This window comes from Streptomyces sp. NPDC057445 (assembly GCF_042802855.1).
Classification (GTDB): domain Bacteria; phylum Actinomycetota; class Actinomycetes; order Streptomycetales; family Streptomycetaceae; genus Streptomyces.
Genome location: NZ_JBHVDH010000024.1, coordinates 26,867 through 49,403, shown reverse-complemented (window position 1 = coordinate 49,403; position 22,537 = coordinate 26,867). Strand labels below are relative to the sequence as shown.

Here is a 22,537-nt window from a genome sequence, read left to right as displayed (position 1 = left end):
AACCGACATGATCGAAATGAGAAGCGACACCTTCACGCTGCCCACCGAGCAGATGATGACCGCCATGATGCGGGCCACGCTCGGGGACGACGTGTATGGCGAGGACCCCACGGTCAGCCGGCTGGAGGAACTCGCCGCGAAGAGCGTCGGCAAGCCTGCCGCGTGCTTCATGCCCAGCGGCACGATGGCCAACCTCGCCGCCCTGCTGGTGCACGTGCCCCGGGGCGGGAAAGTACTCGTGGGCAGTGAGAGCGACATCTATCTGTACGAAGCCGGCGGGGCCAGCGTGTGCGGCGGCATCGTCTACGAGCCGATACCGACCCAGCCCGACGGCACTCTTGCGCTGGACGATCTGACCGCGGCCATGCCGCCCGACGCAGACGACCCCCAGTTCGCCCTGCCCGGCCTCATCTGCGTGGAGAACACCCACAACCGGATGGGCGGGCAGGTGCTGAGCCAGGAGTACCTTGCCCAGCTCAAACGCTTCGCCACCGGGCACGGCCTGCTGGTCCACATGGACGGTGCCAGGATCTTCAACGCCGCCGTCGCGAGTGGTGTGCCGGCCGACCGGATCGCCGCCCACGCCGACTCGATCCAGTTCTGCCTGTCGAAGGGCCTGTCGGCACCCGTCGGTTCGATACTCGCGGGTGAGATCGCCTTCATCGACAAGGCACGGCGCGTGCGGAAGATGCTGGGCGGCGGTATGCGGCAGGCCGGTGTGCTCGCGGCTGCCGGGCTGGTCGCGCTGACCTCCATGGTCGACCGGCTCGCCGAAGACCATCGGCTCGCGGCACAGCTGGCGGCGGGCTTGGCGAAGGTAGAGGGGATCGACATCGATCCAGCGATGGTCGCCACCAACATCGTGCTGTTCAGGGTCACGGCCGACGGGCTGGACGAAAGCCGGTTCCTGGCCGCAGCGGAGCAGCGCGGGCTGGCGATGGGCGAGTTCGGCCACGGCAGGATCAGGGCCGTCACCCATCGCGGTCTCACCTCAGCAGACGTCTCCCACGCGGTCGCCATCGTGGCGGACCTGGTGCGCGAAGGTTCCTGATCTTGGTGTCCTTCGGTGGCTGCTGGTGCCGAACCGGCAGATCACTCTCTCGAAATGCTCCCGCAGCCGTCCGAGGAACTGGCCGTACTCGCCTATCGGCACGGTGTCGGTATCGATGATGACCTGCACCTGCGCGGTAGTCGCGCGAGGAGGCCGCGACCTGCCGGTCACGGACCGGGAGCAGGGTGCCGTCCACGATCCCTGACCGGTCGGTGCCGGCACCGGCCCGGCCGGCACCAGCGCAGGCGAGTCTCCAAGCACCCACGGGACGACCAGCACCGTCAAACCGACGACCTGCCCGGTGACCACACGCCGAACCACTGCTCGGCTCCGTACTCCTCGAACCGTTCCACCTCGGTGAACCGCAGCTTCGCGGCGAGGCGCATCGCCCGGTCGTTGGCGGTTTGGGTGCACAGCACCACCGGCTCGCCGGGAGACGCGTCGGCGAACCAGCCGAGTGCCGCCGCGCACGCCTCGGCGGCATAGCCATGTCCCCACGCCTTGGGCAGGAACATGTAGCCGAGCTCGGCCTCCCCGGCCTCGGGACGGACGTGCCCTCGACGCTCGGCGTCCCGCCGATCGAGCGTGATCATCCCGACCATCTCTCCGTCGAGGTCGACCACGAAAAGGCCAGGGCGCTGTCCGGGCACCTCGGGGACCAGGCGTTCCAGTTCATCACGCGGCCGGGAGCCGCCGATGTAGGTTCCCACCTCCGGGGACGCGAACAGCTCGATGAACGCCGTACGGTCCCGCGCCTCGGACGCGCGCAGCAGGAGCCGCTCGGTCTTTATCGGGGCAGGTAACCAGTCGGCGAGTCCGGGTCGTGTCATAGCGGGCAACTTATCGCACGCCCGGAATCCGAAGGACACGTCCCCGCCCTCCAGCCAGAGACTCAAGTGGCCCACTCCGTCAAGCCCTTGGGTTCGTGGGCCCCCTCCGGGCCGGCGCCGGCAGACGAGGGGCGGCAAGGTGCGGTGGACCGGTCGGCCGAGGACGGCAGACACGCACGCGAAGCACCTGGTGGGAACGGGGGATCTCGGTCGAGAACGCGTCCTCCAAAAGCTCCGGTACACCTCTGCCGCGAGGCGGCCTCCCTGGCCGACGCACCTGACGGATGGCAGTACCGTCCGCCGCCTCCGCGAGTAATCTAACGATCATCCTAGGGATGAATTCGCAGCCAAGGGATAAGGGCGGCAAGTTTATGGCTCTCACACTGACCGAGCGATTCTTGCGCGGGCTGGAACTGTCACCGGATCGTCCCGCCGTGCGGATCGACTCGGACGTCGTCACCTATCGGCAGGCGCACGACACGGCCTTACGCTGGGCGGGGTCGCTCATGGCGGACGGGGCACCCGGTGCGGTAGGAGTGCTGGCAAGCAAGAGCACGACCTCCTATATCGGCTTGCTGGCCGTGCTCTATGCCGGCGGCACCGTCGTTCCGCTGCAGCCGAGCTTCCCTCCCTTGCTCACCCGACGGATGCTCATGCTGGCCGGGGTGAAGACGGTGATCGCCGATGAACATGGAATGGCGGTCCTGCCGGAAATCCTGAATGAGGAAACGGCGGTCCGAATCATTGACACTCGTAACAATGTCACCGGGACATCGCATGCAGTTCCTTCGACGCCGGTTCGAGTCGCACCCTCAGATCCGGCATATATTTTGTTCACGTCGGGTTCGACGGGAACCCCGAAAGGAGTTCCCATATCCCATGGAGGTTTCACGCACTACTTCGACCTGCTTGACCGGCGGACCGATTTCGGTCCGGACGACGTGATCTCCCAGACCTTCGATCTGAATTTCGACTGCGGCATCCATGTGGTGTTCTCCGCATGGCGTGCCGGTGCCACGGTGCAACACGTGCCCCCATCGGCATATCGAGATCTGCCCGCATTCCTTAGCGAGCACGACATCACCATATGGTATTCCACTCCGAGTGGAATCTGGATGACCCGGGAGATGGGAGGGCTCGAGAAAGGGGCACTCGACGGCCTGAGGTGGTCATTTTTCGGAGGCGAGGCGCTTCGATGCGAGGATGCGGCGGACTGGCAGGCGGCCGCGCCGAAAGCGAGGATCGAGAACCTGTACGGGCCGACCGAGCTCACGGTCGCCATCTCCTGGCATCACTGGCTGGGCGAGGAGTCGGAGAAACACAGCGTCAACGGCACTGTACCCATCGGGAAGGTGCATGACGGACACGGCTTCCGCCTGGTGACCGAGCAAGGGGACGAGTCTTCGGTGGAGGGCGAGTTGTGGGTGACCGGTCCACAGCTGGCACTCGGATATCTGGATCCGGCCGACGAAGAAGGCCGGTTCGTGAACTTCGACGACCGGCGCTGGTACCGCACGGGTGACCGAGTACGCGCGGACCACAACGGTGAACTCTTCTTCGTGGGGCGCTTGGACTCGCAGGTGAAGATCCACGGCTGGCGCGTCGAGCTGGCTGAAGTGGACCACGCGGTACGCGGATGCGACGGGGTCAGCGGCGCGGTCACCGTAACCAGGTCCGTGAGCCACGGAACGGAACTCGTTGTCTTCTACACCGGCGACAAGGTACCGGAATCGGATCTGACAAACGGCGTACGTGCCGTGCTACCGGACAGCATCCTGCCCCGCCGGTACGTGTACCTGGACAGTTTTCCGCTGAACCGCAACCGCAAAGTCGACCGGCATGCCCTACGGAAGTGGGCGGAGGAATTGTCTGGCCCGGCGAAACACAGGGCTTGATCAAGTTCCGTAGGTGTCCAGGTTGTTGGTGATGCCCAGGATGGGGAGTGCTCGCTGGGGCTCGTCGCGGATCGCCCGGGTGGTCTTGGCGATGCTGTCGGCTCCGAGGGTTTCAGCACGCCGATGGCGAGTTGCGGAGGGTCGCCATGGCCCGTGGTGCGGTCCCGGCGTGGACGGTGGAGGCGTCCTCGGCGAAGGTGGCGTCCCTGATGTGGTGCGAGGAGTTGTACGAGTCGGCCAGGGGCGGGGTTCCGCCGTTTCCGGCGGGCGTTACCCCTGGCCGCTCGCCTGGCTGCGTAGGTTTCAGGCGAGAGCACTTGTTGGTGGGTTTCGGCATCACGCGTTGCCCGATGAGCACGTGACTGTCGGTGAGAAGTAGAAGCACCCCCGAGCGGCGGGGCTCGATCGTGCGTGCGGGGTCAGCTCCGTTCGTGGCAGGATGACGACATGTTGATCAGAAAGGGCGATGCCGCGTAGGCGCCCGAAGGCCGTCCGTGCTGAGCGGTGGCGGCCTCGCAGACACGTTGTAGTTCGGCGGATCCGGGGCGTTTCCGCGAGGACTCGTGCAGCTGTCCGCCGCGTCGAGGATGAGCGGATGTGGCCTGGCGCAGTTGCTGACGCGCTCGCCCGTTTCGAGTGGGCGTTCAGGCAACCTGGCCGTTATCTGAACGCATCCCAGGTCTGGCAGCCCGGGCTGGAGGTGGAGTATGCCCGCGATGATCTGGAAGAGGTCATGCTTCACCTCCCTCGCGGTGCCCGGCACGATCTCGGCCGGCTGATTGCTCGTATCGACGATGAGTTCGAGCGTCGCACTCTGCCGAACCCTGGGCCGGTGAACGCCTTCACGGTGGGCGGCTGGTGGTGGTCAAGGATCCGTGAGCGCTGAGGATGCTCACGAAGCCTCGTGCGCCCAGGTCAGTTCGTGGCCAGCTGTTGTTCGGCGCGGGCTCGGGTGGTGGCGAGGCGGTAGGAATCGGTGCCGGTCTCGATGATGTTGCCGCCGAAGGTGAGGCGGTCGACGATCGCCGCGCAAAGCCTGGGGTCGGTAAAGGTCTTGGTCCAGCCATCTGGGGCTGGCACTTGTTCCCTCACAGGGGTTGCCGCTGCCACCTGGCCGTATCCCTCTTCTGAGGCCCTCGTTGGTTCTCGCGGTAGCAGCCTGACTTTCAAGGTGCTGCCTTGACCGTTCAGGTGCGAGGAAGGTGTGCCGGTGGCCGAGGCGAGACTGCAGGTCATCGCGGGCGGGGCCGTCCCCCAGGCCCCGCTGACGACGGATCCGTGGCAGTTCCAGGCGGCGTGTGTCGACGCATTCGTCGCTTCGTGGAGGGCCCGTGGGTTCAGCCCGGTGACCATTGACAACGACATCGGGCTGTTGGAGCGGACCCTCACGGCGCTCGGCCGGCCCGCGTGGGACGTGACGCCCGAGGACATCGACCGCGTCGTTGGTGACCTCGCGGTCCAGGGCCGTAAGACCTCGACCCGGCGCGAGTACGTGCAGATCTTCAAGGGCTTTCACCGGTTCCTGCAGGCCCGCAAGGCGGCCGAGATCGAAGCCGTGTTCGGCGTCAGGCTGGTCTGCCCGGTCGACGAGTTCAACGCTTCCCGGCATGTCGGCGACGACTCCCCGGTTCTGCTGCCACCGCCGACACCGGAAAGGGTGGCCGAGTTCTTCGACTTCATGAAACAGAGGATTGCCACCACCCGGAAGTACGGACCCGCCGCCCGGGACTATGCGATGTTCCGGACGCTGTACCACGCCGGGCTCCGCTCGGAAGAAGCCTCGCTGCTGGAGAAGCCGGACGCGCACTTCGCCCGTGGCCCATTCGGCAAGCTTCACGTCCGCTTCGGTAAGGGCGCCCACACCTCCGGACCCCGCCCTCGTTGGGTTCCCATGCTCGACGGCCTCGACCTCGTGCTCCGGTGGTTTCTGGAAGACGTACGTCCCAAGTTCCCCAGTTCGCCAGTGCTGTTCGCCGACGAGTCCGGCGGGCCTCTGCATCGCGGAACGATCCGCAACCGGCTGCCGTATCTCATGCAACTGGAGGGGCGGCCGGCCGGCGAGCGGTTCAGCCCGCATGCTCTGCGGCGGGCCTGCGCGACCCACAACTATGAACGCGGCGTCGACCTGGTGGCGATCCAGCAAATGCTCGGCCATTGGACGGTCAGCTCGACCATGCGATATGTCCGTCCTTCCGCGACGTTCATCGAGGACGCCTGTCAGCGGGCGGTCGCCAGCACCCTGGCCGAGCTGACCGGGAAGGACACCACGGCATGAAGATCCGATGGCGGTTGCGAATGGCCGCCGCCCAGCGAGAGGTATGGACTGGGACGGAACTGCGGCGGCTCCTGGTCGAGAAGGCTGGCCTGGAGCTGTCCTCGGCGTCGGTGTCCGCGCTGTTCACCAAGGAGCCATCGCAGATGAAGATGACCACGCTGGCCGCGTTGTGCACCGCGCTTGAGTGCACCCCCAACGACCTGATCGAGGTCGACACCACCCCCGTTGAGCGACCCATCGCTCCACCCCGGCCGGTCGCCGACCTTCCGCAGGCGGCCTCCGGACGGGGCCGGTCGATGCCGCCGCTGTGATCAGTGGAGAGCGAGATGGGCAAGAAGCAACGAGACTGCGTCACCTGCGGGGCTCCGGTCGAATTTCTCGACCGCCTGCACTGTTGCCGGTGTCGGCGCCGGATCGAGGAACAGGCGGCCAAGGCGATATGCCCGGCCTGTGGCAAGGACCGCGTGCTGCAGCAGGACACTGGCCGGTGCGTCACGTGCTCCCGCGTCTGCGAAGAATGCGGCCATCCAGTCCGCTCGGCCGACACCCGACTTTGCCGGGACTGCCGCCGCAAAGCCGAGCAGGTCGCGGCCCAGCAGGTCTGTCCGCGCTGCGGCAGGCCCGGCTATCTGCGCGAAGACACCGGCTGGTGCGGTCACTGTTCCCGGCCCCGCCAGGACAATCAGCCGCCGCGGACCTGTCGCGAGTGCGGCCGGGTGCGACGGCATGCCGGGCTCGGGCTGTGCTCAGCATGTTGGCAAAAGCATCCCGGCCGCCCCTTCATCCGCGGTGAACACCTCCGTGACCAACTCGCCGACCCGCCGGAGTGGCTCGATGCCTTCATCGCCCATGTTGCGGGCACCCACTGCGTCTCCAGGGCCTGTGGCTTGGTCACCGACTTGGGTCGACTACTGGAAGACGAGCACTCCGATTCGCCGCAGGCCCTGCTGGAGCGGTCCGGCAGACCGGGGCGGTCGATGGGCTCCTTCGCCCGTGTACTTGAGGACTTTTCCACCCTCCATGGCCTGGCTTTGCCCACTGACCAGGCCGAACGACTCGCGGCCGGTCGACGCAGACGCCGCATCGACGCGGTCCCCGACCCGCTGAAGCAGGCCGTGATCGCCTTCGATGCCTCCCGCATGCGGGCCCAGCAGCGGGCCCAGCGGGCCGGCACCCGCCCCCGCAGTAACCACACCTTGGAAACAGCCCTGACCATCCTGCGTGACCTGGCCCTCTTCCTGATCAACCAGCAGAACAAGAACGACTGGGCCCTCGCCGATGTTCACGACGTCGAAGCGTTCCTCGCCACCTTGCCCAAAGCACGCAAGCGCCGGCTGATCGTACTGGGCCAGTTCTTCCGCTTCGCCCGGACCCAGCACATCGTGCTGATCGATCCGACCCGGAACATGACCTCCAAGAGCTCCAAGGGCTTCCGCGGCAGGACCCTCACCCTCGACCAGCAGCGCTATCTCTTCCGCCGCTGGACGACCGACGAGGAGGTCCATCCCCACGAGGCAGTCGTGGGGATGCTCGCTCTGCTGCATGGCGCCTCCAGCTCAGAGGCCCGAATGTTGCAGGTCAACGACGTGGACCAGCGGGCCCAAACGGTCCGACTCGGCAAGCGACCCCATCCTGTCCCGCTCGATCCCGCCTCATGGACGGTGCTGCAACGCTGCCTGGACCATCGCCAGGCATGGCGGACCGAGAACCCCCACGTCGTGGTCACCAAAGGAACAAAGGCCGGGCGAAGCCCGGCCTCCACTGCATACCTCTCCCACGTCCTCGACGACTGCGGCTTCCCGCCCCGGATGATCCGCAGCACCCGCCTTGTCGACATGGTGAACACAATGGACCCCAAGCTCGTCGCCGCCGCCTTCGGCATGGACCCTCAGGCCACCCTGATCTATCTCGCCGACCACATCGACGAGGGCCGTCTGCCGACTCGGTGACCAGTCCGCCTGGCTAACGAAGGCGCAGGCCCCCTGGCAGTTCTTCTTCAATGATCTCGACCAGCCAGTCGAAGGCGGTCGGGCCACGTCCAGCGCGGGCTTCCGCCAGCCTGGCGGCCATGCGTGCCTTGTTCGTCGGATGACAGCGGGCGAGCCACATCTCGAGCTGCCGAGCAGTCTCCGGGTATCCCAGATGCTGGCGGGAGGCTTCGTGATCACGCCACTCGATCATGAAGTCGCCGTCGTCCGGTGTCCCGAAGCCGCCGCGGAGGCAGTCAGCGAAGGCATCAAGGTTCCGGCCGAAGTAACCGCCGCAGCCGATGCTCGCGCCAGCGACCCGCCAGAAGTCCTCCAGCGTCTTGACCTGGCTGCCGTCCAACACGTATCTCACCGTCACAGCCCGCAGATTACGTCCGGCCTGGCGGCCTGCCTATCCGTTTTGAACCCGTGCTGTTCAGGCGGTACCTCGTACGGGTTCGCCGGAACATGTGCGCTTTGGAGAAGGTCTCGTTCGAGGCGATGGCGACGCTGTTCTTCTCCTCGCGTTCGGTCAGGACCTGGAAGAGGAGTTCGGCGCCGCGGCGGTCGAGTTCCATGTGTTGGGTCGGGGGCGGGACGCCGTGCACCGTTTCGTGGTTCGTCCGGCGGAAGCGTGCTCCGTCGGGATCGACCTCGTCGATGTTGTAGGGCGTGCTGATCTGCGCTCCACGAAACGTGTATCGCTGGACCTTCATCTTCGCCGGGTTGTAGAGGACGACTCCGCCCTCGGTGATGCGGTCAGCCCCGTAGTAGCGGCGCCGCAACTGTTTCCAGGTCAGGTGGGGTGCTTGTAGCGGATCCAGAGAAGCAGCCTCCACCACGCGTACCAGCCGAGGTAGGAGAACGTTCTCTTCGATGCGCCGTAGCGGAAATAGGCAGCCCAGCCCCGAAGAACCGGGTTCACCGACCGCAGCACCTCCTCCAACGAGAGCGACGTCGTACTTCGCCCCGTCAGTTTCTTGATCTTGTGCATCACCGACGCCAAGGCGGGCTTGGACGGAATGGTGAGCACGACGCGACGACCGTCGCACCAGGGCCTTCGCTGGATGTGAAAGCCCAGGAAGACGAAGCCGTCGTCGATGTGGGTGACGTGGGTCTTCTCGACCGAGAGGGTCATCTTCAGCCTGCGGGGCAGCAGTTCACCGATCTCCGCCTTGAGCGTTTCGGCCTCGGACCTGGTGCCGTGCACCAGCACGACGAAGTCGTCGGCGTATCGCACCAGTCGGTAGTTCGGCAGCCCCTTGCGGCGTCGGGCCTGCCGACGTGCTCCGGGATTCATCTCGGTGTTCCAGATCCGCGAGAAATGCCGGTCCAGAACGGAGAGATAGATGTTGGCCAGTAGCGGGGAGGCGACTCCTCCTTGCGGAGTGCCCGTGAGGGTCTCCGCGAATCCACCGTGCAGTTCGACAACTCCGGCCCGAAGAAACGCGCTGACCAGCCGCAGGACCTTGCGGTCCTTGATGCGCTCGGCCACCAGGTCCATCAGGACGTGATGGTCGACGTTGTCGAAGCAAGCCTTGATGTCGCCCTCGATGACCCAGTCGTAGGTCGACGGCTTGCGGGTGAAACGGTGGATCTCGGCGATGGCATCCTGGGCCCGACGACCGGGCCGATACCCGTAACTGGACGGGTAGAAATCGGCCTCGAAAATCGGCTCCAGGACCAGCTTGAGGGCCGTCTGCGCGACGCGGTCCCGCAGGGTCGGCGTGGTGGCTTCATACTGCCCCTCCTGCTGTGGTGGTTCGGGTTGTGGGTGGGAAGTTCTTGGTTCGGGTGATGAGTTGGTGGCATGCGGCTTCGACCTCGTCGTTCCATGGGATGCTGACGCGGCCCGTCTCGGTGCGGTGGGCACCGAGACGCCGGGTGCGGATCCAGTAGTAGACGGTGTCAGCGGGGACGGCCAGTCGCGCGGCTGCCTCCTGGACGCTGATTTCGCTGTCTGTCTGCCCTGGGAGCGGGCGGGCGCCTGGACCGGTGGGGTTGAGATGTCCTGACCGGGCGATCCGGTCGCGGCAGTCGGCCTCAATGGTCTGGTCCCAGGGCACGCACCAGCGTCCGCTGTGGTCCTTGCGTGCGGGTAGCCGGCCGTGTGTGATCCAGTAGTAGACGGCCCCTGCCGTGACCTGCAGGATCCGGGCGACCTCCTCGACAGTGATCTCGCCCTCGCGGAGCGGGACCGTGCGGGGGGCCCGGATTTTGTAGGCATGACGGGCCCAGCGCACGGCCTTGACGTCGAACGGGCGTCCCTTGCCGGTGTGCAGGCCGGCCGCGGCAAGTTCGACGACCAGAGCGTCGTCGGTCAGCAGCGGGCCGAGCCGGGTGATCAGCTCGACGGCGGCGGTCGGGGTGCGCGGGGCGTCGTGTCGGTCCAGGGTGGCCTCGTCGGTGGCACCAGTGTGCCAGCGGATGCCGATCCTGGCCCGGGTCCGGTCGAGCTCGGGCAGCAGAGTCACATCCGCGATCAGCGTCCTGAGCAGGCGTTTTCTGTCCTTGTCCTGGGTTTCTGGTGCGTCCCAGAGACGGGGGAGATCGGCGGCCAAGGCCTGCAGGCCGGCCCGGTCGGGCAGTGGCGGCCGCGTTTCCCGGGCGGCGGTCAGGGCGGTCTCGGCCTCGGCCAGGGCTGTCAGCCTGGCCTCCCAGCGGGCTTCCAGCGTGCGGGCGACCAGCCGGTTCTCCGGTTCGACCGCGGTGAAGGCACGCTCCGCGCGGTCCGCGTCGTAGCGGGCTCGCTCCACCGCGAGCTCGGCGGCCCGGTGGGAGTGGGTGTGGCGGGCGGTGACCTCGTCCGCGGCGGCCAGCGCGAGAGTGATCTGCTCGGGGGTGAGCGCGGCCAGCAGCCGGGAGACGACCGCGTCATCGACGGTGCCGGCGGTGATTGACCGGCAGGTCGCGGTGGCCTGATGGTCCGCCCGGGAGGCGGAGCACTCGTAGGCGGCCCTGCCGCCGCGGTGGTAGCGGGTGGTCATCGACCGTCCGCAGGAACCGCAGGCGATGATCCCCTGACACAGGGCCAGGCCCTCTCGCGGCGGCCGGGCGCCGTCGTGTGTGCAGTTGGCCTTCAGCCTCGCCTCGATATCGACGAACTCGGCCCAGGTGAGGTAGCCCTCGTGGTGGTCGTGCAGCACGATGGGCCACTGATTACGGGAAGGAGGCGTACTCCGGTGCGGATCGTGCCGTCCGGCTCGACCCGCCGCCGGGTCGCGTACCGGCCGTAGACGTAGGTGCCCGCGTAGCAGGGGTTGCCCAGCACGCCCAGCACCCTCGCGTGGGTGAGGTTGCCCCACCTGTCGGCGTACAAGCTGATCTACAGAGGCAGGTACAGGCTCATGTACACACTCGATCGGGTTGATCTTGGGCGTGTCGCACGCATGTCGTGAGTAGGTCCATTCGGTGCGGGACAGCCATCGCGCGAGGTGAGAGGAGGCGAAGGGTGTCCCGTCTCGATGATCCTGCACTCGGAGCGTTGGATGGATCTACGCCGTTTTCGCGCCCTGCACGAAGCAGGGCTGAGCATCTCCGCGATCGCCCGGGAAACCGGGCTGAACTGGCGGACGGTGAAGAAGTACGTCGAGGCCCCGCCGCCGGTGGTGCCACCGAAGGGGCCGTCGCGCAAGGGCTGTCATCGGCAGGTGATCGAACCGTTCAAACCGGTGATTGGCTTCGTTCACGTTTGGCGGCAGCACTTGTGCATGAGATTCGGTGGCAGTTGGTGATCGCTCCCGCCGAGAGATGTTCGCGAGTTTTGACGGCAGCGCCGTGCCGTTGTCGCGGCGAGTGATCAATTCACTGTGCCTTGGCAAGCAGCGTCCGTAGGGTTTGCGCATGACAGATGAGAGTGAGCGGGCTGTGCAGGCGGCCATCGATGGGGAGATGCGGCTTCTCGATCCCGAGGTGCGTGCTTCCCCGGCCCGCGTCCTGGAGCTTCTGGATCCGGAGTTCATCGAGTTCGGGGCTTCTGGGCGCCGGTGGGACGTGGAGTCGATCCTCACGGTGACGAGCGGCGGCTCGGTGTCTCCGGAGTCTCCGGTCAAGGTCAGTGAGATGGCCGGAGTCGTCCTCGCTCCGGGCATCGTTCATCTGACGTACTTCACCGACAACCAGGGCCGCCGGGCATGGCGGAGTTCTGTGTGGCGCCTGACGGAGACGGGCTGGCGGATGTATTTCCACCAGGCCACTTTGACCAGTTGAGTGAGTGGGACCGCCGCCCGCGAGGGCGGCGGTTGCCCAGCCGAATCGGGTGCTTCAGCTGGCCGTGGCCGGCGCTTCCGCTCGCGCGCGGGTGCTGGCGAGGCGGTAGGAGTCGGTGCCGGTCTCGATGATCGTGCCGTTGAAGGTGAGACGGTCGACGATGGCCGCGCAGAGGCGGGGATCGGTGAAGGTTTTCGTCCAGCCGCCGAAAGACTCGTTGGAGGCGATGGCGACGCTGTTCTTCTCCTCGCGCTCGGTCAGGACCTGGAACAGCAGTTCGGCGCCGTGCCGGTCGAGCTCCATGTAGCCGAGTTCGTCGATGCAAAGCAGGTCTACGCGACCGTAGCGGGCGATCGTCTTGTTCAGCTGCTTCTCGTCCGCGGCCTCGACCAGCTCGTTGACCAGCTTCGTAGCGAGCGTGTAGCGGACGCGATAGCCCTTCATCGCGGCCTCGGTGCCCAGGGCGATGAGCATGTGGGACTTGCCGGTGCCGGAGTCGCCGATCAGGCAGAGCGGCTGTCCCTTCTTGATCCACTCGCAGGAGGCGAGGGTGTGGATGGTGGCCGGGTCGATGTTGGGGTTGGCGTCGAAGTCGAAGGTCCGCAGCGACTTCTCCCTGGGGAAGCCGGCCGCCTTGATCCTGCGCTCGGAGCGTCGACGGGCCCGGTCGTCGCACTCGGTCATCAGCAGCTCGGCGAGGAAGCCGCGGTAGGTCATCTGGTCCTTGACCGCCCGGTCGGCGATGTCGGGGAACTCGTTGCGGATCGACGGCAGCCGCAGCATGCGGCAGGCGGTGTCGATGGCTGCGTCGGCGGCCTGCTCGGTCAAGCCTCGCTGGCGGGGCAGGGTCACTGGGCTTCTCCCTCTCGGCTGGTGCCGCCGCTGGCGCGACGGCGTCGGAGTAACTGGTCATATGGGGTCACCGAGGGCAGCGGCCTGGTGTCCGGCGGAAGGTGGGCAAGGCGCCACTCGTGCAGGAACGTCACCGTCGCCGACCCGGAGGTGCCGGCGGGCAGGGCGGCGACGGGCGGTTCGTCTTCGGCCTGGGCGGCTTTGCGGGCCTCCAGAGCGACTGCATCCGAGGTCAGGGCCCCGGCCCGCAGGGCGGTGGCCAGCCCGGCGACCAGGTGCTCGTGCGGGATGTGCCGGGCCAGCAGCAGCACCTCGATCAGGGCCCGGGTGCCGTCCCGCTCGCCGTGGACCTTGCGGGCCTGAGCCCACCAGGCGTCATGGACCGGAGTGAACTTGCCCGCCGAGCGGGCCTGTTCAAGTGCGGTGGCGCCGGGGAAGGCACCGGGCTTGCGGATCAGGGCTTCGAGGTAGTGGTCGAGCTCCAGACGGCAGCTGGCCTTGGCGATCAGTCGTTCATGCCGGGCGACTTCCACGTTCTGGTCGTAAACCACCAGGTGGGATGCGTGCAGGACGACACGGACGCGTTTGCCGATCAGTCGGACGGGCACCGAGTAGCGGTTGGTGCGGACCGTGATCTGGCTGTAGCGGTCGACCCTGGGGGTGAACACCCGGCCGGTCTCGAACGGCTCCTCCGGCAGCGGCATCAGCAGCGGCTGTTCGACGGCGAAGTACTCATCGATGGTCCGCGGCCGCGATCCGATCCGGCGCCGGCCGTCGTGCAGGTCCCACTGCTCGACCATCTCGTTCAGCTCCGCCAGCGAGGAAACCTCCGGCACCGGAGTGAAGTGGTTGCGGCGGAAGTAGCCGATCTGCCCCTCGACCCCGCCCTTCTCGTGGGCGCCGTCGATGCCCGGGCGGCAGTAGAAGCTCTCGATGCCGAAATGGGAGCGGAAGGCGATCCACCGGTCGGTTTCCACCCGTGCTCGGCTCAGGCCGAGCACCTGGGCCACGGCGGCCTTGAGGTTGTCGTAACGGACCCGACCCCGCGGGACGCCTATAATATGCGGGTCTCGTTGTCAAGCTGTCCGCGACGTTGAGGGTCTGTCAGAAACCATTTCTGCGCCCGGCTGACAAGTGCCGGCGGTTGGTGTGACGCTGATTCGCATGGACTGGAGCTCAGCGTTGTCGACCTCCATCGGCGCCGCGATCGGCATCGCGGCCACGCTCATCGCGGACCGCAACCGCTGGCGCCGGGACTTGTCCAGCAGGGCACTCGAAGTTCGCCGGGAGGCGTATACGGAGTTCATGACAGCCATGAACGAGGCCGGGGAAGCCATCCGAGCTGTCAGCCTCGGCGATCATTCGGGTGACGCATCAATGGACTCCGTGGTTCGAGAGGCATTCCGATCCTCAGGAGTTCACACCGCTCTTGAGCGCCTGCGGCTCGTAGCGCCGCCAGCCGTGGAGGCCGCCGCGTATGCAGCGTTCCGCTCGATGCGCCACCTCCGCGATCACTACGCCGCAGGCAGAGTGCCCACCGAAGCCACGGCACATTCTGCGCGCATGGAGCTTGAGCGGAACTTCCAGACTGTGCGCGACCTGATGCGCAAGGACCTGGACGCGGCGCCTGACTAGGCCATGACGAAGGAGGCCAACTGCTCCTCAGGAAGCCTCTCCGTCGAGTCGGCTGAGGAGCCCGTCGAAGATCTGCTCCCGGGCGACCTGTCCCTACCGGGCGGGGCCGCCGATCGCCGTCCACGACCCGTGCTGCGGCACCGAAGGCATGTTTACCGCCGTCGAGGACTTCCTGCGGCCTGGCCCTCCCCCGAGGTGACGATCTTCGGCCAGGAGATCAACCCGGAGAGTCGTGCAATGGCCCGTTCCGCACTCACGATGAGAGGCGCGGATCCGACGGGCATCCTGTCCGGCGACGTCCTCAGCAACGACAGGCATCGAGGCGAGACGTTCGACTACCTGCTGTCAAACCCACCGTGGGACGTGGAGTGGCGGCGAGCGCGCGACGAAGTGAAACACGAGGCAGAGGAGTTGGGCTACACCGGCCGCTGCGGAGCGGGGCTGGCCGAGTGGACCTACCCGTACCACGTGGCGGCACTGGCCCGGCAGTACGGCATCGCCACGACCGTGGCCCGTCGCAAAGATGCTCTGCTGAAACTCGCGGAAGGCGTGGCTCGCTGTGTCGGGGTGCTTGCCGTCGCGGTCCAGATCCACCGAGACCAAGGCTATGTTCGACACTCTTCGCCCATGCTGCTGCGGCGGGCGCGGCCAGCCTGGAAGCCAACGGCCCACCACCCGCTACGACGTCGGCCAGACCAGCAAACGCCCCCGAGCCCTCAGAGGCCATCGGCAGGCCTGACAGATCCTGGTAGACGACGAACAAGCTCAGGCGGTGCGGCCCGCCGTGGAGAGGACGGGGTCGGTCGGCTCGAGGGCCAGGTAACTCTCTGCCGTCGCGGCTTCGAGGAGCAGCGGCTTGTCGGGGTCGTCCACGCGTACGGGAAGTGGGCCCGTGAGCCAGCTGTCCTCCGGGTGTTCCTCAGCCAGCCGGAAGGCCGTGCTCACCGCCTCACGAACGCGCGTCCGATACCGCTGCTCCTGCTCGTAGTGGGCTTGGCGAGCCCGACGCGCGTACTGCTCACGGGCCTCGTCTTCCTCCTGGTCCTGACCGAAGCCGGGGTCGTTCAGGCGGGGGCCGTCGGCGAAGGCCACGGTGTCGGGCATGTCAGTCTGCTGGAGGTACAGGGCCGCACACGCCGCGTAGAGGCGGCGGGAGAGACCGAGGTGGATGCCGGTGCCGGGGATGCGGGCGGCGATGAACGCGGTGGCGTCCGTGTGCGACGCCAGGCTCCCCTCGGTGTCCACCTGCTGTGCGCGCAGCCGACGGCGCAGGCCGGTGGTGGATTCGTCGTGTTCCAGCAGTGTCAGGGAACCGGTGCGGTGACGCCCGCGATCCGTACGGTCACGGCGCATCGGGACGACGCGCCGCTGCTCCACGGCCCCGAAGGCCAAGGCCTGGTACGTCAGGAGCTGCTGCCGGGTGACGGCCATCAGGGCCTCGGGGTCATCGGCGACGTAATCCTCCGCGTCGCCTTGCGGACTGCCGGCCGGGGAGGCGCCGGTCTGCGGCCCGCCGTGGGGGTGGGCCGTATGCAGGGCCAGGAACAGGTGGTCCTGCTCCCACTTGCCGGGATTATTGCCGGGCAGCGACGTGCCGCAGAGAACCTGCCGGTGTGCCATGCCGGGCATGAGGGCGCTGCCACCGTCCAGCTGGATTCTCCCGTTCTTCAGCACGCCGGCGCCGAGTGCACGGGCTGCCTTCGCCTCGATCAGCCAGGGCAGGCCGGCGGCGTGGTGGTTGCCCCACAGGTCGGGCAGCTTGGCAGCCGGGTCGGTGAAGCCGGGCAGGCCGCCCGGACCTCGGGCTTCGAGATGCCAGGTGCTTCCCAGGCCGGCCATCCCGGCGCAGAGCCAGTGCGCCATCGTCATGCCCAAGTGGTAGCCGAAGGCGGAGTGGGCGCTGCGCTCACTGCCGTACTGGTAGAGGGCGTTCACGAAGAGCCTGCGGCCGGCCGCGGGCGCGGGTGCGGACACGTCCTTGAGCTGGAGGTAGGCCTGGAGGGGGGCGGTACGGGAGATGAGCTCGTTGACGGCGAGCCAGGGGGTGCGGCGCAGCCACGGGGTCAGGTCGCGCCCGACGCCCTTGGCCGCGAGGAGGACCTGCCGCCAGGTCGTGGTCGCCAGGTAGGTCCCGTACGAAGGCATGTCAGCCACCCCCGGCCACGGCTGGGTGGCACCCCTCCACAGAGCTTCGGAGGGCCGCCGCAGCGAGCTGAAGTCGCGTACCACGACGGGTATGTCCAGGGCGTCGGTCGGGCTGAAGGCGAAGTCGGCCGCGTCGTGTGGGGGCTGCATGATCACGCCGACAGCCTGTCATGGGGCACGAACATCAGTCGCAGCTTTTGGCCGAGCGGTCAGTGAGGAGAGCGGGCACTGGGAGATTTTGGCCAAGGAGTGACGCATGCGGTGATCGTTGGCTGTCTGTACGCCCTGACTGTTGGAGTCCGCGGAAGTACTCACGCGGGCTCGTCCGGTTCGCGAAAGCCTCCCTGTCCGGCCGGGGGCCGCGGGGTTGTCTCGGTGCCATGCCAACGCCCGCCCCTCGGATGCGGATGGGGAGGGTGGGCTGCGCAACAAGCCCGGACCGGCGGCCCCCGCGAAAGGGTGACCCGCTCAGCCGGTGTCGGCGAGGCGGGACCGGCTGCGCGCGGTAATGAACCGGTGCTTACGCGGTCGGGATGTCCCCGTCACCGTGGCAGGGCCCGGATACCGGATCGGTGCTCGATGGCTCGCCGCCGTCCCTGCGGAGGCGGGCGTTGGTGAGGTGGAACCATGCGTAGGCGCATGCTCCTTCGGCGAGCCCCAGGGCAGTGAAGAGCGCCGTCCAGCCACTCCGGGCCGCCTGGGCGGTGTTCACTGCGGCCGCTGCCAGGAGCAGCATCGTGCCGGCGGCGCACAGTCCCGCGAAGGCGTTGTTGCGGGGGCGGCGGTGGGCGGGCGTCCGGCCCCACAGGAGGGCCGTGAGCGGGTGGTCTTTGTCCTCGGGGCTGAGCGCGGCTGCTGTGGTGAGGGCCAGGAGAGGCAGGATGTGCAGGAGCATGGCGAGGAGCGTCAGGAGGGCGGTCGTCTTGGAGGCATGCGGCATGGGTTCCGCTCCCTTCCAGTTCGGTTGGGGGCACGGGTCGCGCCCGGGATGTGGGCACGCTGGCCGGAGCGGGCGTTAGACCCGCAACACCCGCGGGCCGAAGTGCCGGCGATCGGCATCCACTCCGGTTGGGCATCCTGCAGCCGGGCCCGTCCTGGGCTGGGGTGTCGGCACGTGATGGGCGTTGGCCCGGCCTCCATGGGGGGCAGGGTGAGCCCGGGCGGGCGCCCCGGCCGGTTCGGCGAGGTCGGCAGGCGACGGCCGGACGCGGCCGGTGGGACCGGCCCGGGCCGCGTGCACGAGCAAAGGCGGCGGAGGTCGGCGTGGACCTGGGGGCGAGGCTTCCTCTGCAGGGCCAGGCAGGCCATGTCGCAAGGCATGGAAAAGTCGTCCCTCAGCTCGGGAAGGGCACGCGGCGAAAAGTCCGGGCGTGAGTGACGGAATGGCTGGAGGTCTACATGCTGGGCCGACCGGTGAGTCCGGCAACCATCGCTGCGTTTGCCCTCATCCGATGTATTGCGACCTCTAAAGTGCTGCCCACAGGCAGGGCGAGTGCGGGGGTGTGCGGTGGCGCGTGTGGTGGGGGTTCACGGGATCGGCAAGCAGCTGCTCGGGGAGGACTCCCTCTTAAAGGAGTGGCGGCCTGCCCTGACCGACGGGCTGCGCCGGGCTGGATCCGCGGGAGCTGTCGCGGAGGCGGATGTGGCGATGGCGTTCTACGGGGACCTGTTCCGGCCGGCCGGGGAGTTTCTGGCCGTGGGAGATCCCCCCTACAGCGCCGCCGACGTTGAGGAGGGTTTCGAGCAGGAGTTGCTGCTGGCGTGGTGGCGGGCGGCCGCTGAGAGCGATCCGCAGGTGGTGCCCCCAGACGCCGATACGCTCGCGGCGACGCCGCGGTCGGTACAGGCTGCGCTTCGGGCGCTGTCGGGGTCGCGGTTCTTCGCTGGGGTTGCGCTGCGGGGGATGGTGTTCGACCTGAAGCAGGTTCACCGCTACCTCACCGAGCGGGATCTGCGGGCTCGGGCGCGTGAGCGGGTGCTTGAGGCGATCGGTGAGGAGACCCGGGTGGTGGTGGCCCACTCTCTGGGCTCGGTGGTCGCGTATGAGGCGCTGTGCGCCCGGCCTGGACACCAGGTGCGGGCTCTGGTCAGCTTCGGCTCCCCCTTGGGAATCCCGAACCTGATCCTTCACCGGCTGGAGCCGGCGCCGCTGGGGATGGGAGGCGACGTGCGGGGCGTGTGGCCGGGAACAGATGAGCTGGTGTGGACGAACGTCGCCGACGACGGTGATGTCGTGGCCCTGGTGAAGGATCTCCGCCCGGCATTCGGTGACCGTCTGCGTTCGGTGCGGGTGCACAACGGTTCCCACGCTCACGATGCGACCGCGTACCTGACCGATGCCCTGTTCGGGAAGGCGATCGCCGGGGGCCTGGCGTGAGCGCTCCACGTGCCGGCGGTGCGGGCGGAGGTGGGCCGCGCCGGTTCCTGATCGCCACGGCCGTCGCCCACTACCCCAAGCACCCAAAGTGGGACCGGCCCGCACTGGTCGACGCCCGCGACCGCATCATTGACCTGTTCACGCGCGAGCTGGGCTACCGGCACCAGACGGCGCTCGGCCTGGACCCGACCCGCGCACAGATGACCGACCAGTTACGGGCCTTCTGCAAGTCGCCGGACCGCCGCGAGGACGATCTGCTGGCCGTCTACATCTCCGGGCACGGGGAAGTCCTCGAGGACGACCGCGACCACGTCCTGTACACGTCCGACACCGACCCGGAAGATATCGCCTACACGGCGCTGCCGACCGTGGAGCTGGCGCGGGCGATGCTTCGTGACACCAAACTGCGCCGTCTGCTGCTCATACTCGACACCTGCTACTCCAGCCAGGGCGGCAACGAGATGGCCGCGGCCGCATTGGAACGCATCAACCGCCAGTGGAGGCAGGCCACCGGCTCCGGCCTGGTGATCGTCTCCTCCGCCCAGCCCCACCAGCAAGCAAAAGCCGGCCTCTTCCCGCAGCTCCTCAACGACGCCATCGGCAGCTGGGCCACCGCCGGGCACGGCCCCCAGGAGCTGTCGGTCTCCAGCGTGGTCCAGCAGATGAACAACAACCCCTCCCGGCCCGGCTACCAGCACATCAGCCTGGCCCAAGTCGGGCTGACGGGTGAGCCGCCCGCGTTCCTGGCCAATCCGCGCCACAGCACCCGGCTGACGGATGTGGACCTGGCCATCCAGCAGGCCGCCGAGTTCGACGAACAGGCCCGCCGCCGCGATACCGAACTCACCACGCGCCTGCTGGTGCGCGCCATGGGCTACCACGGCGACGCCTCACAGGGATGGTGGTTCTGCGGACGTCACAAAGTCCTGGCCGACCTGACACACTGGCTGGGGAATCCCGGCACCGACACGAAGGCGGCCTGGCGAGTGGTCACCGCAGGGCCCGGCTCCGGCAAGACCGCCGTGCTCGGCCTGATCGCCGCCCTGGCACACCCCGAACGCCGCCGCACCGTCCCCGTGGACGCCCTCAACCTCGCCCCGGCTTTGCTGCCGGACGAAGACGCCGTCGACGTCGCCATCTACGCCCAGAACCTCACCGACAGCGATCTGCTGCAGGGACTGGCCGCCGCCGCACACGTGCGCGCCGACACCGTCGGCGAACTCCTCGAAGCCCTCGAAGCCCGCAGTGAGAACCGGCAGCTCCGGCGGCCGTTCACAGCGCTCATCGACGCACTCGACGAGGCCGCTACGCCAGACAGTCTCTGCTCGCGGATCCTGCGACCACTGATCGACCACTCCCGCGGCCGTATCCGGCTACTCCTGGGCACCCGCCCCCACCTCCTGGACCGCCTCGGCATCGCCCCCCACACGGCGGCCGACCGCGACGAGGTCATCAACCTCGACTCCCCCCGCTACGCCGACCGCGAGGCCCTGCGCGCCTACACCATCCGCAACCTCCTCGAAGCCCGCCGCACCTCCCCTTACCGGCACAACCCCGAGGCTCTCCGGCCGGTCGCACGAGCGGTCGCCACCGCGGCCGGCACGTCGTTCCTCGTCGCCCGGATCACCGCCGGCACCCTGGCAGCAGCCGACCACGTCGTCCCCGACCCGCACGACCGTGCCTGGCGAAAGAGCCTGCCCCGCCTGCCCGGACAAGCCATGCGCGACGACCTCACCCGCCGCCTCGGCACCGACGCACAACGTGCCGCAGACCTGCTGCGCCCACTGGCCTTCGCCGAAGGCCAAGGCCTGCCCTGGGAAGACATCTGGGCACCGCTCGCCTCCGCAATCTCCGGCCGCACCTACACCGACGACGACCTGCTGTGGCTGCGCCACAGGGCCGGCTCCTATGTCGTGGAAGCCACCGAGAACGGCCGCTCCGCATACCGGCTCTACCACCACGCCCTCGCCGAGCACCTGCGCGAGGACACCGACCCACAGGCGGTGCACGCGGCCTTCACCGACGTCCTCACCGACAAGGTGCCTTACCGCGGCGACGCCACCCGAGACTGGTCCCGCGCCCACCCATACACCCTCAACTACCTCGCCACCCACGCCACGACGGCCCGGCGCCTCGACGAAGTCCTCAACGACACCGAGTACCTCGTCCACGCCGTCCCCCGCGGCCTCACCCCCCATCTGCACCACACCCACACCGAAGACGGCCGGCTCGCCGCAGCCGTCTACCGCACCTCCCTCGGCCTCCACGCCACAGCCCCCACAGCCAGACGCCGACAAGTCCTCGCCCTCGACGCCACACGAGCAGGCGCCACCACCCAGCACCAGCAACTCACCCGCCACATCCCCCAGGACAACTGGGTCCCACAATGGGCCACTGGAAGCGACTTCTCCCCAGCCCTGCGCGACACCCTGACCGGCCATACCGGCCTGCTGTCAGCGGTGGCGTGCACGACCCTGGACGGCGCCCCGGTCGCGGTGACCGGCAGCTACGACGGGACGGTGCGGGTGTGGGATCTGGCTTCCGGCACCCCACTCGGCCAGCCACTCACCGGCCACACCGGCGTGGTGTCCGCGGTGGCGTGCACGACCCTGGAAGGAACCCCGGTCGCGGTGACCGGCAGCTACGACGGGACGGTGCGGGTGTGGGATCTGGTCTCCGGCACCCCACTCGGCCAGCCACTCACCGGCCACACCGGCGGGGTGCGCGCGGTGGCGTGCACGACGCTGGACGGGGCCCCGGTCGCGGTGACCGGCAGCTACGACAGGAACAGGACAGTGCGGGTGTGGGATCTGGCTTCCGGCGCCCCGATCGGCCAGCCCCTCACCGGCCACATCGGCGTGGTGTCCGCGGTCGCCTGCACGACCCTGGACGGCACCCCGGTCGCGGTGACCGGCAGCTACGACAGGACAGTGCGGGTGTGGGATCTGGTCTCCGGCGCCCCGATCGGCCAGCCCCTCACCGGCCACACCGGCCCGGTGCCCGCGGTCGCCTGCACGACCCTGGACGGCACCCCGGTCGCGGTGACCGGCAGCGACGACAGGACAGTGCGGGTGTGGGATCTGGTCTCCGGCGCCCCGATCGGCCAGCCCCTCACCGGCCACACCGGCCCGGTGCCCGCCGTGGCGTGCACGACCCTGGACGGCACCCCGGTCGCGGTGACCGGCAGCGACGACAGGACAGTGCGGGTGTGGGATCTGGTCTCCGGCACCCCACTCGGCCAGCCCCTCACCGGCCACACCGGCCCGGTGCCCGCCGTGGCGTGCACGACCCTGGACGGAAC

The 22,537-nt window shown here is 68.2% G+C and carries 20 protein-coding genes and 3 pseudogenes; 12 read left to right on the top strand and 11 right to left on the bottom strand.

Translation table 11 applies throughout. From position 1 onward, the window contains the following. Positions 1–7 precede the first annotated feature (7 nt). A complete protein-coding gene (gene ltaE, locus ACFU5O_RS32125; protein ID WP_384245784.1) occupies positions 8–1,051 on the top strand; it encodes a low-specificity L-threonine aldolase in 1,044 nt (347 codons plus the stop codon). A gap of 281 nt (positions 1,052–1,332) precedes the next feature. On the opposite strand, the gene ACFU5O_RS32120 is transcribed toward ltaE, so the two are convergent. Next, complete coding sequence (locus ACFU5O_RS32120) at positions 1,333–1,881, bottom strand: GNAT family N-acetyltransferase (RefSeq protein ID WP_384245782.1); 549 nt, start codon at positions 1,879–1,881, stop codon at positions 1,333–1,335. 335 nt (positions 1,882–2,216) lie between these two features. Between ACFU5O_RS32120 and ACFU5O_RS32115 the strand changes: the two genes are divergently transcribed. Next, the gene (locus ACFU5O_RS32115) at positions 2,217–3,776 is read left to right on the top strand and encodes an AMP-binding protein (RefSeq protein ID WP_384245781.1); all 1,560 of its coding nucleotides are present in this window, start codon (positions 2,217–2,219) and stop codon (positions 3,774–3,776) included. A 595-nt stretch (positions 3,777–4,371) separates the two neighbouring features. Further along, on the top strand, positions 4,372–4,662 hold the full coding sequence (locus ACFU5O_RS32110; protein WP_384245780.1) for a hypothetical protein: 291 nt from the start codon (positions 4,372–4,374) through the stop codon (positions 4,660–4,662). Positions 4,663–4,691: 29 nt separating this feature from the next. Here ACFU5O_RS32110 and ACFU5O_RS32105 read toward each other — a convergent pair. After that, positions 4,692–4,841, bottom strand: a pseudogene (locus ACFU5O_RS32105) (ATP-binding protein); the annotation flags it as partial. A 349-nt stretch (positions 4,842–5,190) separates the two neighbouring features. Here ACFU5O_RS32105 and ACFU5O_RS32100 point away from each other — a divergent pair. The 3 genes from ACFU5O_RS32100 (at position 5,191) to ACFU5O_RS32090 (ending at position 8,000) form a co-directional block, all read left to right on the top strand. Next, a complete protein-coding gene (locus tag ACFU5O_RS32100) occupies positions 5,191–6,051 on the top strand; it encodes a tyrosine-type recombinase/integrase (RefSeq protein ID WP_384245778.1) in 861 nt (286 codons plus the stop codon). Next, positions 6,048–6,362: a helix-turn-helix domain-containing protein gene (locus ACFU5O_RS32095; protein WP_384245777.1), complete on the top strand. Its 315-nt coding sequence runs from the start codon at positions 6,048–6,050 to the stop codon at positions 6,360–6,362. The genes ACFU5O_RS32100 and ACFU5O_RS32095 overlap by 4 nt, the downstream gene beginning before the upstream one ends. Positions 6,363–7,082: 720 nt before the next feature. Further along, positions 7,083–8,000: a tyrosine-type recombinase/integrase gene (locus tag ACFU5O_RS32090; protein WP_384245775.1), complete on the top strand. Its 918-nt coding sequence runs from the start codon at positions 7,083–7,085 to the stop codon at positions 7,998–8,000. 13 nt (positions 8,001–8,013) lie between these two features. Here ACFU5O_RS32090 and ACFU5O_RS32085 read toward each other — a convergent pair whose 3' ends face one another. The 5 genes and pseudogenes from ACFU5O_RS32085 to ACFU5O_RS32065 form a co-directional block, all read right to left on the bottom strand. Next, entirely contained in the window at positions 8,014–8,397 is a 384-nt protein-coding gene (locus tag ACFU5O_RS32085) for a barstar family protein (protein WP_384245774.1), read from the bottom strand. Between the two features lie 100 nt (positions 8,398–8,497). Then, a pseudogene (locus ACFU5O_RS32080) lies at positions 8,498–8,599 on the bottom strand (AAA family ATPase); the annotation flags it as partial. 215 nt (positions 8,600–8,814) lie between these two features. Next, on the bottom strand, positions 8,815–9,738 hold the full coding sequence (locus ACFU5O_RS32075) for a reverse transcriptase domain-containing protein (protein WP_384245841.1): 924 nt from the start codon (positions 9,736–9,738) through the stop codon (positions 8,815–8,817). 16 nt (positions 9,739–9,754) lie between these two features. After that, a complete protein-coding gene (locus tag ACFU5O_RS32070; protein WP_384245773.1) occupies positions 9,755–11,164 on the bottom strand; it encodes an excisionase family DNA-binding protein in 1,410 nt (469 codons plus the stop codon). Then, positions 11,098–11,337: a recombinase family protein gene (locus tag ACFU5O_RS32065; protein ID WP_384245771.1), complete on the bottom strand. Its 240-nt coding sequence runs from the start codon at positions 11,335–11,337 to the stop codon at positions 11,098–11,100. The genes ACFU5O_RS32070 and ACFU5O_RS32065 overlap by 67 nt, the downstream gene beginning before the upstream one ends. A 145-nt stretch (positions 11,338–11,482) precedes the next feature. On the opposite strand from ACFU5O_RS32065, the gene ACFU5O_RS32060 reads away from it, so the two are divergent. Continuing rightward, positions 11,483–11,752 (top strand): hypothetical protein, encoded by a 270-nt coding sequence (locus ACFU5O_RS32060; RefSeq protein WP_384245770.1) that lies wholly within the window; start codon positions 11,483–11,485, stop codon positions 11,750–11,752. Positions 11,753–11,861: 109 nt separating this feature from the next. Next, positions 11,862–12,227, top strand: a complete 366-nt coding sequence (locus ACFU5O_RS32055; protein WP_384245769.1) for a DUF4440 domain-containing protein — start codon at positions 11,862–11,864, stop codon at positions 12,225–12,227. Positions 12,228–12,281: 54 nt separating this feature from the next. Here ACFU5O_RS32055 and istB read toward each other — a convergent pair whose 3' ends face one another. Both istB and ACFU5O_RS32045 read right to left on the bottom strand, forming a co-directional pair. Continuing rightward, entirely contained in the window at positions 12,282–13,079 is a 798-nt protein-coding gene (istB, locus tag ACFU5O_RS32050; protein ID WP_019891874.1) for an IS21-like element helper ATPase IstB, read from the bottom strand. Beyond that, on the bottom strand, positions 13,076–14,089 hold the full coding sequence (locus ACFU5O_RS32045; RefSeq protein ID WP_384245768.1) for a hypothetical protein: 1,014 nt from the start codon (positions 14,087–14,089) through the stop codon (positions 13,076–13,078). The genes istB and ACFU5O_RS32045 overlap by 4 nt, the downstream gene beginning before the upstream one ends. Positions 14,090–14,228: 139 nt before the next feature. On the opposite strand from ACFU5O_RS32045, the gene ACFU5O_RS32040 reads away from it, so the two are divergent. Together ACFU5O_RS32040 and ACFU5O_RS32035 are read left to right on the top strand one after the other, a co-directional pair. Next, entirely contained in the window at positions 14,229–14,714 is a 486-nt protein-coding gene (locus ACFU5O_RS32040) for a hypothetical protein (protein WP_384245766.1), read from the top strand. A 3-nt stretch (positions 14,715–14,717) separates the two neighbouring features. Next, a pseudogene (locus ACFU5O_RS32035) lies at positions 14,718–15,164 on the top strand (N-6 DNA methylase); the annotation flags it as partial. A 315-nt stretch (positions 15,165–15,479) separates the two neighbouring features. On the opposite strand, the gene ACFU5O_RS32030 reads toward ACFU5O_RS32035, so the two are convergent. After that, positions 15,480–17,015 (bottom strand): hypothetical protein, encoded by a 1,536-nt coding sequence (locus ACFU5O_RS32030; protein WP_384245765.1) that lies wholly within the window; start codon positions 17,013–17,015, stop codon positions 15,480–15,482. A gap of 364 nt (positions 17,016–17,379) precedes the next feature. Continuing rightward, positions 17,380–17,799, bottom strand: coding sequence for a hypothetical protein (locus ACFU5O_RS32025; protein WP_384245764.1), 420 nt, complete (start codon positions 17,797–17,799; stop codon positions 17,380–17,382). Positions 17,800–18,366: 567 nt separating this feature from the next. On the opposite strand from ACFU5O_RS32025, the gene ACFU5O_RS32020 reads away from it, so the two are divergent. Both ACFU5O_RS32020 and ACFU5O_RS32015 read left to right on the top strand, forming a co-directional pair. Then, a complete protein-coding gene (locus ACFU5O_RS32020; RefSeq protein WP_384245762.1) occupies positions 18,367–19,236 on the top strand; it encodes a hypothetical protein in 870 nt (289 codons plus the stop codon). Next, on the top strand, positions 19,233–22,537 hold a 3,305-nt coding region (locus ACFU5O_RS32015; protein ID WP_384245840.1), incomplete at its 3' end, for a caspase family protein. The genes ACFU5O_RS32020 and ACFU5O_RS32015, both read left to right, overlap by 4 nt.

Excerpts from the sequence above, each read along its gene's own strand:
- ACFU5O_RS32115 (WP_384245781.1), top strand. The coding sequence starts at position 2,217 with ATGAATTCGCAGCCAAGGGATAAGGGCGGCAAGTTTATGGCTCTCACA.
- ACFU5O_RS32120 (WP_384245782.1), bottom strand. The coding sequence starts at position 1,881 with ATGACACGACCCGGACTCGCCGACTGGTTACCTGCCCCGATAAAGACC.
- ltaE (WP_384245784.1), top strand. The coding sequence starts at position 8 with ATGATCGAAATGAGAAGCGACACCTTCACGCTGCCCACCGAGCAGATG.
- ACFU5O_RS32095 (WP_384245777.1), top strand. The coding sequence starts at position 6,048 with ATGAAGATCCGATGGCGGTTGCGAATGGCCGCCGCCCAGCGAGAGGTA.
- ACFU5O_RS32060 (WP_384245770.1), top strand. The coding sequence starts at position 11,483 with ATGATCCTGCACTCGGAGCGTTGGATGGATCTACGCCGTTTTCGCGCC.
- ACFU5O_RS32110 (WP_384245780.1), top strand. The coding sequence starts at position 4,372 with ATGTGGCCTGGCGCAGTTGCTGACGCGCTCGCCCGTTTCGAGTGGGCG.
- ACFU5O_RS32055 (WP_384245769.1), top strand. The coding sequence starts at position 11,862 with ATGACAGATGAGAGTGAGCGGGCTGTGCAGGCGGCCATCGATGGGGAG.
- ACFU5O_RS32025 (WP_384245764.1), bottom strand. The coding sequence starts at position 17,799 with ATGCCGCATGCCTCCAAGACGACCGCCCTCCTGACGCTCCTCGCCATG.